Consider the following 14,500-nt stretch of genomic DNA (forward strand, 5'->3'; position numbering starts at 1 on the left):
AAAATCCAGGGAAACATCAGCATTGTAATGGCCAATCCCTATTCCCCATCCCCTAATTCCTAACCCCTGCGCTGAAAGCGCACAGTTAGGCGTAACGCGCCCCGCCGCGTGCCCGCCCCGCCAGCAGCAGGTAGCTGTAGAGCAGAATCCCCGACAGAAGTGAGACGGCGAGCTTCACCCACAGCGGCGCGGCAGAGGGCGACAGAAAGCCTTCGATGGTGCCGGCAACCACCAGAATGGGCACGCAGCCAAGCAGCAGCAGCGCCGCCCGCCGCGTCGCAAGCAGTAGTGCCGCCCGCCGCGTGAGCAGCCCCGGCCGCACCAGCGCCCAGCCAAGCTGCATACCCGCCCCGCCCGCAATAAAAATTGCGCTCAGTTCCAGCGTGCCGTGCGCCGCCACGAAACCCCACAGGTTGCTGGCAAAGCCAAGCGACTGCGCCGCCCCCGCAACGATTCCAAGCATCAGGCCATTCTGCACCAGCACGTAGAGCGTGAACAGGCCCAGCAGCACGCCGCCGGCAAAGGCCAGGATGGTAACGCGGATGTTATTCGTCATAATCATGGATGCGCTAGCCGCGTTGCCATCGTTCAGGTCGTTCCACCATTCGTGTTTGTCGCGAATGTCCTGAATGCGATCTTCGAGGCCGGGAAAGAGCGCCGCGCCAGCCGCCGGGTCGCGGTAGGCGATGCCGAAGCTGGCGACTGCGGGCAGGAAGAACATGAGGAAGGCGGCGAGGGTGTAGGCCCAGGTGGCGCGGAACGTGCGCGGAAAGACTTTGGTGAAGAATTCGACCAGGCCGCGCCGCCGACCGAGCGGGCGCTGATACACCGCACCGTGGGCGCGCGCCACCAGCCCGTTGAGATATTCGGCGACGCGGTGGGAAGGGTAGTCGCGCCGAGCGACGGCCAGATCGGAGGTGGCGCTGCGGTAGAGTTGCCCCAGGCTGCTGAGTTCGTCGGCTGAGAGCGCGGATAGCCCGCCAAGCTGCGAGCGGTCGAGCAGTGTGCTCAGCCGCTCCCAGTTCGGTCGTTTTGCCGCAATGAAGTCTTCCGCAAGCACCACATTCCTCCAGTTTTGTTAGCCGGCCTCGAAGCAGGCCCGGCAGCGCGCCTCGTACAGCTCCAGGCCACCAACCACAATCGTTGGCGCGTCGAAGGGCGCGGGCTTGCCGTCGATCATGCGCTGGGAGCGCGTGGCATAGGCACCGCAGCGCACGCAAATGGCGAACAGTTTGTCGGCTTGCTCGGCCACCGCCAGCAGACGCGACATGGCCGGGAATGGCGCGGCGCGATAATCCTGGTCGAGCCCGGCGATGATCACGCGCAGCCCGCGATCGGCTAGTGTCTGGCATGTTTCCAGAACCGTGTCGGCGTTGTCGTCAAGAAAGTGCAGCTCATCGAGCGCAACTACCTGAACGTCGTCGCGCAGGTAGTCGCGAATTTCGGTGATCGAGTCGATCGGCTGTGCTTCGATGCGCACGCCATTATGGCTGACCAGATTGCCGACGGCGTAGCGCGTGTCGCGGCTGGGCGTGAACGCCTGCAAGCGCTGACGCGCAATCTGCACATGGTTCAGCCGCCGAATCAGCTCTTCCGTCTTGCCACTATACATGCAGCCGCAAATCACCTCGATGCGACCGCCTGAGCCGAGGCGCGTCATAAAACCCTCCTTGTGGCGCGCAGCGTGTCGCGCAGCCCTTCTCATTCTGAGCGCGTATCCTACCATGCCAGAGTAGCAGCGGCAAGCGAAACATGGGATTGACAAATCTTTCCGCATCGTGTATGCTATCGGAAACCGCTTTACTACTCACGACGACAACGCACCACGCCCGTAGCCTATTGGCGCAAGAACAATCGTTTCTTGCCTTTCTGATGGCCTGGGAAGCAAACCGGCGCACCGCTGCGGGCGTGCTGGTCGGTACGACACGCCTGCACAACGATGTGGGAAACACTTTACGCCTGAATGCATTGAAGTGTACAGCAACGCTTCATAGCGGCGGGAGATGCGACGATGACGACGATCGATGAGGTGGCGCGGCTGGCGGGGGTTTCGCCAGCAACGGTCTCGAAAGTGCTGAATAACCGCCCCTATGTCAGCGCCGAAAAGCGCGCCCTGATCGAACGGATTATTGCCGAAACTGGCTTTGTGCCGAGCCAGCGCGCGCGCGGCCTGAGCAAGCGCCGCTCGTTCATCTTCGGCCTGCTCATTCCTTACACCTCCGACCAGATTTTTGCCGACCCGCACTTGCTTGAGTGTATTCGCGGCATTGAAGACGAAGCCAACCGGCACGACTACAACATGCTGCTTTCGACGGCACGCGAGCCGGCCGAGGCGGCCAGCGCCTGTATGCGCCTGCTGCGCAGCGATGTGATCGACGGCGCGATTGTGCTCGAAACGCTTGATCTGCAGCCCTTCGCTGATGTGCTGGGGCAGCAGGAAGCGCCTATGGTCGCGATTGGCTACGCGCAAAGCCTGGCCCTCCACGCAATTCACGCCGACGACTACCACGGCACCCTGGGCGCGATGCAGCACCTGCTGGCGCTCGGCCACCAGCGGATTGGCGTGCTTGGCAGCGCGCTGCGCCCCTTTGCGGTGGAAGAACGCCTGCGCGGGGTCCATGCGGCGCTGGCCGACCATGGCCTGGCGCTGGAAGAAGGTATGCTCGCGCTGGGCGATTTCTCGATTGAAAGCGGCGAGCAGGCCGGCCATGCGCTGCTGACGCATCCCAATCGGCCGAGCGCGATTTTTGCGGTGAACGACCGCATGGCGCTGGGCGTGATGCGCGCCGCCCGCGAGCTTGGCATCAGCGTGCCAAACGAGCTTTCGATCATCGGCTTTGACGATATTCCGATGGCGGAAATGGCACTCCCGCCACTCACCACCGTGCGCCAGCCTGGCTTTGCGCTGGGCGGCGCGGCGGCGCAAGCCTTGTTTGCGCTGCTGGGTGGCGATGCGCCGCCACCCGCGGCCGTCGTGCCAACCAAACTCATTATGCGCGGCACAACCGCGCCGCCGCAGCCCTAGCTCTACCACGCCGGCGATCATTCTGTGCGCTTTGGGGTTTCCCGAAGGCTTATTTCCTTATGCGCAAAAAAGGAGGCCCACCGACAGTTGTGACGAACCTTGAGACCAGCGAGGCACGGTGCCGCGCCCAACGACAATGACGAACGTTACTCAGATTCCTATCGACGAAAGGATGTCTCCATGCAGTTCAAACGATTGCTGAGCGGGTTTGCTCTAATCATGATTGCCGCGATTGTGCTGGCGGCCTGTGGTGTTTCGACCCAGCAGCAGGGTGGCGGCAGCGCCAGCAGCCCCACGGCGGCCCCGGCCGCCAGCAGCGGCGGCGCGGCCAGCGGCAACGCAATCACCATTCGCTGGCGCACGCGCCCTTCCGACGCGGCTGAGCAGGCCGTCTACCAGGCGCTGAACGACGCCGCGAACCAGCAGCTCGCCAGCAAGAATATCAAGGCCGTGTACGATCCCGGCGTCAACCAGGACTACGAGCCCAAGCTGAAGGCTGAGCTTTCGGCAGGCACCGCGCCCGACATCGCCTGGATCCCGGGCGCCTCGGTTGCCGATTATGTCGCGGCCGGGCAGGCGCTCGACATCAAGCCCTTCCTCGACAAAGATACCAGCATCAAGATCGGCGATTTCTACCCGCAGCCAGTGGCCGAGCTGACGCACGACGGCAAAATCTACGGCCTGCCGCGCGATGTCTCGACCATGGTGACCTACTTCAACGCCGACCTGTTCAAAGCGGCTGGCATCCCCAACCCCAAAGAACTGAGCGATCAGGGCAAGTGGAACTGGGACACGCTGCTGGAAAGCGCCAAGAAGCTGACCGACGCCAGCAAGCAGCAGTATGGCCTGGGCTTTGGCAACTGGTGGGGACCGGCCTGGGGCTACTTCACCAACGCGGCCGGCGGCGGCATGTTCAACAAGGAGCGCACCGCCTGCAACCTGGGTTCGGCTGAGTCGGTTGCCGGCGCGAAGTATGCGCAGGACCTCTACACCGAGAAGCTGGTGCCGGCGGGCGATGCCGACGGCGAGGCGCTGTTCAATGCTGGCAAGGTTGGCATGTACTTCAACGGTCGCTGGTTCACCCCCGGCGTGCGCACCAACTCGAAGTTCGCGTGGGACGTGGCGGAAATGCCCGAGGGCAAAGTCAAGAGCACCTGGCTGTTCTGGGGCCCATACATCATCAACGCGAAAACCGCCAACCCCGACGCCGCCTGGGAAGTGATGAAGGCGATCACCGCCGCCGACGCGATGGGCAAAGTGGCCGAGATGGGCACCAACATCCCGTCGCGCAAAGATCAGACCGCCGTCGATGCCTTCCTGAAGTCGAACCCGCCGGCGAACAATCAGGCATTCATCAAAGGCACCGACTACGCCGTGGCCGAGCAGGCGCTCTACACCGGCAACTGGGGCGATTTCAGCGGCAAAGTCCAGTCGCTCTGGGACCAGATGATCGCGGGCAAGATCACGCCGGAAGATTTCGGCAAGCAGGCCTGCGAGCAGACCACTGGGGCCTTTAGCAAATAACGGCGATTGAGCAAGCGAGCGCTGCCGCGGGTGGCGCTCGCTGGCCCACACAATGAGGTACCCGCTATGAGCAAACAGGCGACCCTTTCTTCGCCGGGAATGGCGCAAAAGCGCAGCAGCAAGCAACTGCGCGAAACCATCGACGCCTACACCATGCTGCTGCCCACCATCCTGGGCGTGCTGATCTTTTTTGCGGTGCCGCTCGCGATCTCGCTGTACCTGAGCTTCACCAGCGCGCGCATCAGCACGCCGGTCGCCGAGGCGCGGCTGGTCGGGCTGGAAAACTACGCCGCCGTCTTCAAAGACTCGAATTTCTACCTGGCGATCCGCAATACATTCGTCTTCTCGGCGGCGACGCTGGTGCTTTCCACGGTGCCGGCGCTCATCCTGGCGGTGCTGCTGAACGAAAAGCTGCGCGGTCAGGCCTTCTTCCGCGCCTTGTTTTTCATCCCGGTGGTGGCCTCGGTGGTGGCGGTGTCGCTGCTGTGGCGCTACCTGCTCAATGTCGATTTTGGCTTTGTGAACTACGCCTTCAGCCTGATTGGTCTGCCGCGCATCCCCTGGCTCACCTCGCCCGACTGGGCCTTGCTGAGTGTCATTCTGGTATTTTCGTGGAAGACGATCGGCTACAACATGGTGATCTTTCTGGCCGGCCTGCAAGGCATTTCGCGCCCGCTCTACGAAGCCGCCAGCATCGACGGCGCGACACGCTGGCAGCAGTTCACGCGCATCACTGTGCCGATGCTCTCGCCCACCACATTTTTCATTCTGATCACCACGCTGATTAACTGCCTGCAAATCTTCGATGTGCCGTACGCGCTGGGCTATGGGCGCAGCACCACCATCGGCCCGGCCGACTCGATGCTCACTGTGGTGCCGCTGCTGTACCGCGAGGGCTTTATTTCCGACCACATGGGCTATGCGTCGTCGCTGGCGTGGGTGCTGTTCCTGATGATCATGGCGATCACCTTTATGCAGTTCCGCCTGTCGAACCGCTGGGTCAATTACGAATAGGAGGGCGCAATGACCGGACAAGTTCTCCAGCGGCCATACGAGCGCTGGCTGGCTTACGCCTTTCTGCTCGTCACTGGCCTGATTATGGCCTTTCCGTTCATCTACATGCTTATGTCGTCGCTGAAAAGCTCTTCCGAGGTGGTGCAGGTGCCGCCGCGCCTGTTCCCCGAAAACCTCCAGATTGGCAACTATCTTGAAGTGATCAGCATTGTGCCGCTGGGCACGCAGCTGCTGAATACCGTGATTGTAACCGGCGGCGTGGTGCTTGGCTGGGTGATCACGTCGGTGCTGGCGGGCTATGCCTTTGCGCGCCTGGAATTCCCCGGCCGCGACACGCTGTTCTTTCTGTACCTGGGCACGCTGATGGTGCCCTTTGCCGTCATCATTGTGCCAATGTTCAAGATCATGGTGGCGTTTAGCTGGGTGAACCGGCTCACCGCGCTGATCATACCGTGGATTTTTACAGCCTACGGAACTTTTCTGCTGCGCCAGTTCTTTATGGGCATCCCGAAAGATCTGGAAGAAGCGGCGATGATCGATGGCGCGAGCCGCTGGGGTATTCTGTTCCGCGTGGTGCTGCCTCTGGCGCGGCCAGCCATGGCAACGCTGGCGACCTTTGGCTTTCTGTATGCCTGGAATAGCTTTCTGTGGCCCTTGATCATCATTAGCGACCCCAGCCGCAAGGTAGTGAGCCAGGGCCTGATCGACTTGCAGGCGCTGTATGCCGTGCGCGTGGACCTGATTATGGCCGGCTCGGTGCTGGCGGTGCTGCCCACACTCGCAATCTTTCTGCTCGCGCAGCGCTACTTCATCGAGGGCGTGGCGACGACTGGCCTGGCGGGACGGTAGATGGCGGTCAGGAGACAGGAGACAGGGCGTTCCTGCAGAACTATGCCAAAGTCCCAAAATTCATCCACAGATTACGCAGATAGGGGATCTCTCATCTGTGTAATCTGCGTAATCTGCGGATTGATCTCGTTCTCCTTCCCACGCTGACAGGGCCTGCTTCTGACTCCTGCTAAAGTTCTGCTACAATAGCCAGCGCGAAGCCAGCTTCACCCGAAGCAGAAGGAGGACGCACATGGGAATCATTGCGTGGCTCGTGTTTGGCGCACTGGCTGGCTGGGTAGCCAGCATGATCGCCGGCACCAACGAGCGGCAGGGCTGCCTGTTGAACATCATCGTCGGGATCGTCGGCGCGTTTATCGGCGGGTTTTTGTATAGCCTGGTCACTGGCAGAGATTTTGTGGCAGGGTTCGACATCACCAGCTTTATTGTGGCGGTGGTCGGCGCGGTGATCCTGCTGTTTGTGCTCACGGGTGTGCGGCGGCGGCGCTAGCTGTTTCGGCCCAACAAAACGTACAGCCGCTCGCTTGAGGCGAGCGGCTGTTTTGTTGTCGAGAAGCTGGGCTGCTTGGATGCGGCTGGTTTGTGAGGTCTATCGAGGGCGACCGAGGCGACATATGAGGTTGTTTTACAAGAGGGTTTTTATGAATACCAGCCTGTTTTGTTATGGTGCCCAGCGCTTGTCTGCCATTAGAATACGCCAGCCAGGGGCGAGTCGCAATAGTTCCTAGCTCCTACTTCCTGGTAGTGCATGTGGGTATGTGGGTACCATTGCGGGGATGACCCGGCCCGTAATTTGGCAAGCTAAAGCGGCGATTGTGGTATCATGGCAGGGCGGAGCGACCCGACTGGGAAGAAGATATGCCAAAACCACAGAAAACCCTGTTTGACGACCAGCGCGACGAGGCGCTGCAACGCCATGCCCCACTGGCCGCGCGCATGCGGCCGCGCTCGCTGGAAGAGTTTGTTGGGCAAGAGCAGATTGTGGGCGAGGGCCGGCTGCTGCGCCGCGCGATCGCCAGCGATACCCTGTTCTCGATCATTCTGTGGGGGCCGCCTGGCAGCGGGAAAACGACGCTGGCCCGTATTGTTGCCGAAACGACCAACGCCCACTTCGAGCTGCTGTCGGCGGTGTCGGCCGGCGTGGCCGATCTGCGGCGCGTGGTGAAAGAAGCGCAGGACCGGCTGGGCATGTTCAAGCAGCGCACCGTTCTGTTTATCGACGAGATTCATCGCTTCAATAAGGCCCAGCAGGACGCCGTGCTGCCGTATGTTGAAGATGGCACGGTTATTCTGATCGGCGCGACGACCGAGAACCCCTCGTTCGAGGTGAACTCGGCGCTGCTGTCGCGGGCGCGGGTGTTTGTGCTCGAAGCGCATACCGACGAGCAGATTGGCGTGCTGGTCGACCGGGCGCTCAAGGACGATGAGCGCGGCCTGGCGAGCTACCACGCCATGCTCGCCGCCGACGCGCGCGGCTTCCTGCTGAACATGGCCAATGGCGATGCGCGCACCGCCCTGAACGCGCTTGAGGCGGCCGTGCTGGCCAAGCCACCCGCGCTGGGCGACAAGCGCCTGATCACGGTGGACGATATTCGCGACGCACTGCAAAGCCGTGCCACCCGCTACGACAAGAATGGCGAGCTGCATTACGACGCGATCTCGGCGCTGCACAAGTGCGTGCGCGACAGCGACCCCGACGCGGCGCTGTACTGGCTCGGGCGCATGCTCGACGGCGGCGAAGACCCGATGTACGTAGCGCGGCGAGTGGTGCGCATGGCCGTGGAAGACATTGGCCTGGCCGACCCGCAGGCGCTGCCGCTGACGCTTGCCGCGCAGCAGGCGGTTCATTTCCTCGGCCAGCCCGAAGGCGACCTGGCGCTGGCGCAGGCGGTTGTCTACCTCGCGCAGGCACCCAAGAGTAATGCCGTGTACAAAGCCTATGGCGATGCCCTGCGCGACGTGGCCGAAACGCGCAACGACCCGGTGCCAATGCATTTGCGCAACGCGCCCACCCGCCTGATGAAAGGGCTGGGCTACGGCAAGGGCTACAAGTACGCCCACGACTACGAGGATGCGCAGGTCGATCAGGAGCACTTCCCGCCCAACCTGGCCGGGCGGCGCTACTACGACCCAAGCAATCGCGGCTTTGAGGCGACAGTGCGCGAGCGGCTGGCCTGGCGCGACGAGCGCAAGCCCAGTACCCCGCCAGCGCCAACCATCCCAGCCGCGCCGCCAGCCGTGGTGGGCGGGCGCTCAGCCGCAGCGGGCGATGCGCTCCAGGCGATGGCCGGCGAAGAGTCGCAGGCGGGGCCTGACGACGACGGCGCGCAGGTGCGCCGACCGGCAGCCGCCAAACGCGGCGGCAAAAACGCGCGCGGCGGCGAGTAGCATCCGCGCCAGCAACAAGTGAATTTCAAATCGCAAAGAACACAGCGGCGTGCTCAACACCCGGTGTGTTCTTTTTATGCCAGCGCGGCAGCGCACGGGCGCGGCCCGACTGGCACAAGCTGAAAGCAATGTTGACAGACATCGAAACAAGCACACACGAGCGCCCGCTGCTCACGCGCGACGAGCTGCGCGACGTGCTGACCACCGCCTTGCGCGCCGGCCAGCTCATGCTGGAAAATGGCGCCAACACCTCGCGCGTGGAAGAAACCGTACACCGTCTCGGCACCGCGCTTGGCGCGGAATGGATGGACGTCTATGTCACGCCGCAGGGCATTATTGCCTCGGCGATTTCGCACCATGAGCACCGCACGCGCATTCAGCGCATCATCAAGGGCGGCGTGGACCTGAGCCGCGTCGCGGCGGTGATGGATTTGTCGCGCCGCGCCGAGCATGGTGAGGTCGATCAGCCCGCGGCGCTGGCCCAGCTCGAAACGATTGCCCGCCAGCCGCGCTGCTACGGCGTGCTGATCACGACGCTGGCGGTGGCGCTGGCCTGTTCGGGCTTTGCGGTGCTGTTTGGCGGCGGGCTGTGGGAGTTCGCGGTGGTGTTGCTGGCGGCAGCAATGGGCCAGTACCTGCGCCATTCCATGCTGCACCGCAACTTCGACCGCCTGATGACCACGGCAGTAGTAGCGGTGTTCGCCAGCTCGATCGCGCTGATTGCGGCGGTGACCCTGCCGCACCTGCTGCCAATTCAGGTGAACGAGGCCACGGCGATCACCGCCTCGGTGCTGCTGCTTGTGCCGGGCGTGCTGATGGTCAGCTCGACCGCCGACATGTTTCGCGGCGACATAATTTCGGGCGTGGCGCGCGCCACCGCTGCGCTGCTGTTTGTGATGTCGATTGGCGCGGGCATCTGGGCGACGCTTTTGATTAGCCGGGCGAACGTGGCGCTGGAAGTCACACTCCAGCCGAATTTCGTGGTGGCGCTCGTGATGGCGCTGCTGGCGGCGGGCGGCTTTGCGGTGCTGTTCGACGTGCCCTACCGATCCTTGCCTGCCGCCGCGCTGACGGGCATGCTGGCCTATGGCGTGCGCTGGCTGATCGCGCATTTCGGCGGGCCGAGTGAGGTTGCGTTCTTCTTCGCGGGCATTACCATCGGCTTGATGGCCGAGCTGCTGGCCCGGCGGCTGCGCACCACCAGCTCGCTGTTCGCCATCCCCGGCTACATCCCGCTGGTGCCGGGCGCGGTGGCATTCCGCGCTGTGCTGCATTTTGTCGAAGCGGATTACACCACCGGCCTGGCCGACGCGGTGCGCGCCGCCGTGCTGGTGGTGTCGATTGCGGTGGGGCTGGGCACGGTGAACGCGCTGGCACGCGCGCGCCAGCGGCCGCTGTTTGCGTAGGGTAGGAGTCAGAAGTCAGGAGTCAGAAGTCAGGAGTCAGCAGGCGGCGAAACCTGTAACTTTCCAACCTGTAACCTGCAACCTCATGAGGATCTAGGGTCTGGGGTTTTGGGATTGGGCTTGCAACATTCGAACCTGCAACCTTGAACTTGCCAACCTTCAAACCTCCCACCCTGCAACCTTCGAACCCTCCGCGCTCGGGGCTGCGCATGCGCCCCGGGCTTCTTTTGTGCAAATTGCAATATTGACAGCGCTTACAAACAATGCTATGATGCGCACATCCTGTTGAAAGCGGTTACAAAATAAGTAAGCAATCGAGCACTCGCAGCGCATTCGCATGTAACGAGTTGTGAAAACGCTTACAATCTGTTCCCAAAGTCCTGCTGGAAAGTGCCTCCCGAGCAGCATGATCGCGTGTGCCAAATGCGGTATGATATGACACTCTAATCGTATCGGCAAACAAGCTGCATGTGGCGGCTGCCAGAGGGAAGTAGTATGGCACGGGGCGAAAAGGATCAGGGCGAAGTAACCATTTTCGATGTTGCGCGGGAAGCTGGCGTTTCGTACGCCACCGTTTCGCGCGTTATTAACAACAAAGATCACGTCAAGCCCGACAAGCGCGAGCGCGTGCTGCACGCCATGACGCGTCTGGGCTATGTGGCGAATCAGCAGGCGCGCAGCCTGGCCGGCGGCCGTTCGCGGGTGATTGGGTTGCTGGTGCAAGGGCTGGAAACCGCCTACACCGGCGAGCTGGTGCGCGGGATCGACCTGGAGCTGGAGGCGGCACAGTACGACCTGATGCTCTACACCACCCACCGCCGCGCAAAAGAGTCGGCCTATGTCACGACGATCACGCGGGGCATGGCGGATGGCTTGCTGCTGATTCTGCCGCGCAATCCCGAGGCCTACCTGCAGTCGCTGCTGCGGCGGCGCTTCCCGTATGTGCTGATCGACCACCAGGGGATTGGCGAGGGCGGCGCGGCCGTCGGCGCGACGAACCGGGCGGGCGGCTACACTGCGACGCGCTACCTGATCGAGCTGGGGCATCGGCGCATTGGTATGATCACTGGCGCGCTGGATGTGGGCTGTGCGGTCGATCGGCTGGAAGGCTACCGCGCGGCGCTGGCCGAATTCGGCATTGCGTCCGACCCGGCGCTGGTTGCGCCTGGCGATTTCGCCCGCGCGACGGGTTTCGCCGGGGCGCGCGCGCTGCTCGACCTGCCCGACCCGCCAACGGCGATTTTCGCCTCGAACGATGAGATGGCCTTTGGGGTGATCGATGCCGCGCGCGACCGCGGCCTGCGTATCCCCGGCGATCTGTCGATTATCGGCTTTGACGATATTCCACAATCGGCCAGCGTCTACCCGGCGCTGACGACGGTGCGCCAGCCGCTGGAGCAAATGGGCCGCGTGGCGACGCAAATGCTGCTGCGCCAGATCGGCAACGACCATCAGCCGCCCGAGCGGATTGAGCTGCCAACCGAGCTGATTGTGCGCGAGTCGTGCCGGCCACTGGGGCCATTGGGGAACGACAGCCGTTAGGCTGGCTCTTTCACGGATCGTATTAATTCCTGCGGCTTGCCGCATTCCAATACCTGAACCTGGCGATTCGGTTGCCTGCGCATGCGCAGGTGGGCTTCGTGTTGCCTCGGTTCGGCTCACATTTCAATAGCTATATCGCGCTTTCGCTGCACGTTCCCGGCGGGCCCCCGGTAGCGGCTGGCGGAGTACGCTCGTTATTCCCATCGACTCGCAAAGGAGCAAGGCCATGAAGGCAAGATGGATCCGCGTCTCGCTGTTGTTACTGATTGTGATGGGGCTGCTGGCGGCATGTGGCGGCGCTGCACCGCAAGCCAACGCGCCCACCGCTGCGCCCGCCGCCGCGCCCGCCACGGCTGCCCCCGCCGCTGCCGAGGCTACAAGTGCCCCCGCCGCTGAAGCGCCCACCGCTGCTGCCGCCGAAGCACCCACCGCTGCCGCCGCCGAAGCGCCCACCGAAGTTCCCACCCCCACGCCTGGCCCTTCGACCGTGGGCACCGGCGCGACCAAGATCGTCTGGTGGCACATCAGCACCGGCGTGAAGGATCGGGCGAACTGGGCCAAGCTGGCCAACGACTTCGTGGCGAAGAACCCCGACGTTTCGATTGAAATCACCGTGCTCGAAAACGAGGCATTCAAGTCCAAGCTGGCGACTGCGATGCAGTCGGGCAGCCCGCCCGACATCTTCCAGAGCTGGGGCGGTGGCGTGCTGAAGCAGTATGCCGATGCCGGCCTGGTGCAGGATCTGACGCCCGCGCTCGGCCAGAACGGCTGGGGCGAAAGCTTCAACTCCGGCCCGCTGTCGCTGTACACCTTCGACGGCAAGAGCTTTGGCGTGCCGTGGAACGCCGGTATGGTCGGCTTCTGGTACAACAAGGCGCTGTTCCAGCAGGCTGGCATTGCCCAGCCGCCCGCGACCTGGACCGAATTCATCGACGCGGTGAAGAAGCTCAAGGCCGCCAACATCACGCCGATTGCGCTGGGCGAAAAAGACAAGTGGCCCGGCCACTTCTACTGGGTCTACATGGTCACGCGCATCGGCGGCAAGGAAGCCTTCGAGAAGGCCTACACCCGCCAGGGCAGCTTTGCCGACCCGGCCTTTGTCGAGGCTGGCACCAAGCTCAAGGAACTGGTTGATCTTCAGCCCTTCCAGACTGGCTTCCTGGGCGCGAGCTACGGCGACCACCAGGTGGTGATGGCGAACGGCCAGGCTGCGATGGAGCTGATGGGCCAGTGGGCGCCGGGCGCGGACCGCGGCGTGGCCAAGGATGTCGCAACCTACGACAAGAACCTGGGCTGGTTCCCCTTCCCGACCGTTGAAGGCGGCGCGGGCGACCCATCCGACGCGCTGGGTGGTGGCGACGGCTTTGCAATCGGCAAGAACGCGCCGCCGGCCGCGATTGAGTTCATCCGCTTCCTGACCAGCGCCGAAAACCAGACCAGCATGACCAAGGACGGCCTGATTTCGGTGCCGGTGGTGAAAGGCTCCGAGGCGGCGATGACCGACCCGCTGCTGAAGGAAGTGCAGCAGCGCGCTGGCGCGGCCAAGTACTACCAGCTCTACTACGACCAGTACCTGCCGCCGGCGGTGGGCCAGGCCGTGAACGACTCGACCCAGGGCCTGTTCGCGGGCACCACCTCGCCCGAGGATGTCGCCAAGACGATTGAGGACACGGCCGCGACCGAGCTGCAGCCGTAAGCGCAGTTTGCTCAGGAACCAGGGGCGCGGCCGCATGGCGTGGCCGCGCCGCAATCATAGCCTGTGGCATGGTCGCTACACTGGAGCCGTGCCGCATCAGAAGGAACTGCTATGGCACGCGTCTCCTCGCAGCCAGTCGAGCGCGCGCCGGCGCGACGCCGGCCCCCTCTGCGCCTCGATAAGGTGGCGACGATTGTTTTATTCTTGCTTCCGGCGGGCCTGATCTACACTGGCCTGGTGCTGCTGCCGGTGGTGCAGGCCGTCTACTACAGCCTCTACCGCTGGAATGGCCTCGGCCCACTGCAAAACTTTGTTGGCCTGGGCAACTACGCCCGCGTTTTCAGCGACCGCGTGTTTCTGGGCGCGCTTTCGCACAACCTCCAGCTTGTCGCCCTCTCGCTGCTGATCCAGCTTCCCCTGGCGCTCGGCCTGGCCCTGCTCATCCGCGGCCTGACGCGCGGCCGGGCGTTGCTGCGCACGATCTTCTTTCTGCCGTTTGTGCTTTCCGAAGTCGTTACCGGCGTGATCTGGAACTTCATCTACCGGCCAAGCGGCGGCCTGGTCGAGCAGCTTCTGCATGCAATCGCGCCAAACCTGGGCGACGTTGCGCCGCTGGCCAGCCCGAAAACCGTGCTGTATGCGCTGTTTGTGGTGATCACCTGGAAGTACTTTGGCTACCACATGATCCTGTACATTGCCGGCCTGCAAAACATCCCCGCCGAGCTGGAAGAAGCCGCCGCGATTGACGGCTGCGGGCGCATGCAAACCCTGCGCTACATCACCATCCCGCTGCTGGGCAGCACCATTCGCCTGACGGTCTATCTGTCGGTGCTGGGCTCGCTGCAGTTTTTCGACCTGGTGTGGGTGATGACGACCGGCGGGCCGGTGAGCGCCAGCGACACCATGGCGACCTACCTGTACAAATATGGCTTCCAGCGCTTCCAGCTGGGCTATGGCAGCACCGTGGCCGTGATTATGTTCTTGATCTGTTTTACTTTTTCATTAGTCTACCAGCGCGTTGCGATGCGGCGCGATTTTGAATAGCTGCGGAGGAAG

Annotated in this window: 12 protein-coding genes; 10 read left to right on the forward strand and 2 right to left on the reverse strand. The window is 63.1% G+C overall.

Annotation, left to right across the window (positions count from 1 at the left end; translation table 11 throughout):
- Positions 1–85: 85 nt before the first annotated feature.
- Together M1P90_RS27605 and M1P90_RS27610 are read right to left on the reverse strand one after the other, a co-directional pair.
- Positions 86–1,060 (reverse strand): stage II sporulation protein M, encoded by a 975-nt coding sequence (locus tag M1P90_RS27605; RefSeq protein ID WP_483698878.1) that lies wholly within the window; start codon positions 1,058–1,060, stop codon positions 86–88.
- Between the two features lie 18 nt (positions 1,061–1,078).
- Positions 1,079–1,660: a thymidine kinase gene (locus M1P90_RS27610; RefSeq protein ID WP_483698880.1), complete on the reverse strand. Its 582-nt coding sequence runs from the start codon at positions 1,658–1,660 to the stop codon at positions 1,079–1,081.
- Positions 1,661–2,011: 351 nt separating this feature from the next.
- Here M1P90_RS27610 and M1P90_RS27615 point away from each other — a divergent pair, with 351 nt between their 5' ends.
- The 10 genes from M1P90_RS27615 to M1P90_RS27660 all read left to right on the forward strand — a co-directional run bounded on the left by M1P90_RS27615 (position 2,012) and on the right by M1P90_RS27660 (position 14,488).
- Positions 2,012–3,025 (forward strand): LacI family DNA-binding transcriptional regulator, encoded by a 1,014-nt coding sequence (locus tag M1P90_RS27615; protein ID WP_483698882.1) that lies wholly within the window; start codon positions 2,012–2,014, stop codon positions 3,023–3,025.
- Between the two features lie 180 nt (positions 3,026–3,205).
- Positions 3,206–4,549 carry an ABC transporter substrate-binding protein gene (locus M1P90_RS27620; RefSeq protein WP_483698883.1) on the forward strand — a complete coding sequence of 448 codons (1,344 nt, stop codon included), beginning with the start codon at positions 3,206–3,208 and terminating at the stop codon, positions 4,547–4,549.
- 66 nt (positions 4,550–4,615) lie between these two features.
- On the forward strand, positions 4,616–5,563 hold the full coding sequence (locus M1P90_RS27625; protein WP_483698884.1) for a carbohydrate ABC transporter permease: 948 nt from the start codon (positions 4,616–4,618) through the stop codon (positions 5,561–5,563).
- A 9-nt stretch (positions 5,564–5,572) separates the two neighbouring features.
- Complete coding sequence (locus M1P90_RS27630; protein ID WP_483698886.1) at positions 5,573–6,412, forward strand: carbohydrate ABC transporter permease; 840 nt, start codon at positions 5,573–5,575, stop codon at positions 6,410–6,412.
- A 232-nt stretch (positions 6,413–6,644) separates the two neighbouring features.
- Positions 6,645–6,902 carry a GlsB/YeaQ/YmgE family stress response membrane protein gene (locus M1P90_RS27635; protein WP_483698887.1) on the forward strand — a complete coding sequence of 86 codons (258 nt, stop codon included), beginning with the start codon at positions 6,645–6,647 and terminating at the stop codon, positions 6,900–6,902.
- A gap of 368 nt (positions 6,903–7,270) precedes the next feature.
- Positions 7,271–8,800: a replication-associated recombination protein A gene (locus M1P90_RS27640; protein ID WP_483698888.1), complete on the forward strand. Its 1,530-nt coding sequence runs from the start codon at positions 7,271–7,273 to the stop codon at positions 8,798–8,800.
- Between the two features lie 128 nt (positions 8,801–8,928).
- Entirely contained in the window at positions 8,929–10,206 is a 1,278-nt protein-coding gene (locus M1P90_RS27645; RefSeq protein ID WP_483698889.1) for a threonine/serine exporter family protein, read from the forward strand.
- Positions 10,207–10,701: 495 nt separating this feature from the next.
- A complete protein-coding gene (locus M1P90_RS27650; RefSeq protein WP_483698890.1) occupies positions 10,702–11,748 on the forward strand; it encodes a LacI family DNA-binding transcriptional regulator in 1,047 nt (348 codons plus the stop codon).
- A 226-nt stretch (positions 11,749–11,974) separates the two neighbouring features.
- Positions 11,975–13,444, forward strand: coding sequence for an extracellular solute-binding protein (locus M1P90_RS27655; protein WP_483698891.1), 1,470 nt, complete (start codon positions 11,975–11,977; stop codon positions 13,442–13,444).
- 111 nt (positions 13,445–13,555) lie between these two features.
- A complete protein-coding gene (locus tag M1P90_RS27660) occupies positions 13,556–14,488 on the forward strand; it encodes a carbohydrate ABC transporter permease (protein WP_483698892.1) in 933 nt (310 codons plus the stop codon).
- Positions 14,489–14,500 lie beyond the last annotated feature (12 nt).

It is taken from the genome of Kouleothrix sp. 19917 (assembly GCF_057073505.1).

Bases quoted from the DNA above. Each gene is read 5' to 3' on its own strand.
- M1P90_RS27610 (WP_483698880.1), bottom strand. From the start codon at position 1,660: ATGACGCGCCTCGGCTCAGGCGGTCGCATCGAGGTGATTTGCGGCTGC.
- M1P90_RS27650 (WP_483698890.1), top strand. From the start codon at position 10,702: ATGGCACGGGGCGAAAAGGATCAGGGCGAAGTAACCATTTTCGATGTT.
- M1P90_RS27625 (WP_483698884.1), top strand. From the start codon at position 4,616: ATGAGCAAACAGGCGACCCTTTCTTCGCCGGGAATGGCGCAAAAGCGC.
- M1P90_RS27645 (WP_483698889.1), top strand. From the start codon at position 8,929: ATGTTGACAGACATCGAAACAAGCACACACGAGCGCCCGCTGCTCACG.
- M1P90_RS27660 (WP_483698892.1), top strand. From the start codon at position 13,556: ATGGCACGCGTCTCCTCGCAGCCAGTCGAGCGCGCGCCGGCGCGACGC.
- M1P90_RS27630 (WP_483698886.1), top strand. From the start codon at position 5,573: ATGACCGGACAAGTTCTCCAGCGGCCATACGAGCGCTGGCTGGCTTAC.
- M1P90_RS27615 (WP_483698882.1), top strand. From the start codon at position 2,012: ATGACGACGATCGATGAGGTGGCGCGGCTGGCGGGGGTTTCGCCAGCA.
- M1P90_RS27640 (WP_483698888.1), top strand. From the start codon at position 7,271: ATGCCAAAACCACAGAAAACCCTGTTTGACGACCAGCGCGACGAGGCG.
- M1P90_RS27655 (WP_483698891.1), top strand. From the start codon at position 11,975: ATGAAGGCAAGATGGATCCGCGTCTCGCTGTTGTTACTGATTGTGATG.
- M1P90_RS27620 (WP_483698883.1), top strand. From the start codon at position 3,206: ATGCAGTTCAAACGATTGCTGAGCGGGTTTGCTCTAATCATGATTGCC.
- M1P90_RS27635 (WP_483698887.1), top strand. From the start codon at position 6,645: ATGGGAATCATTGCGTGGCTCGTGTTTGGCGCACTGGCTGGCTGGGTA.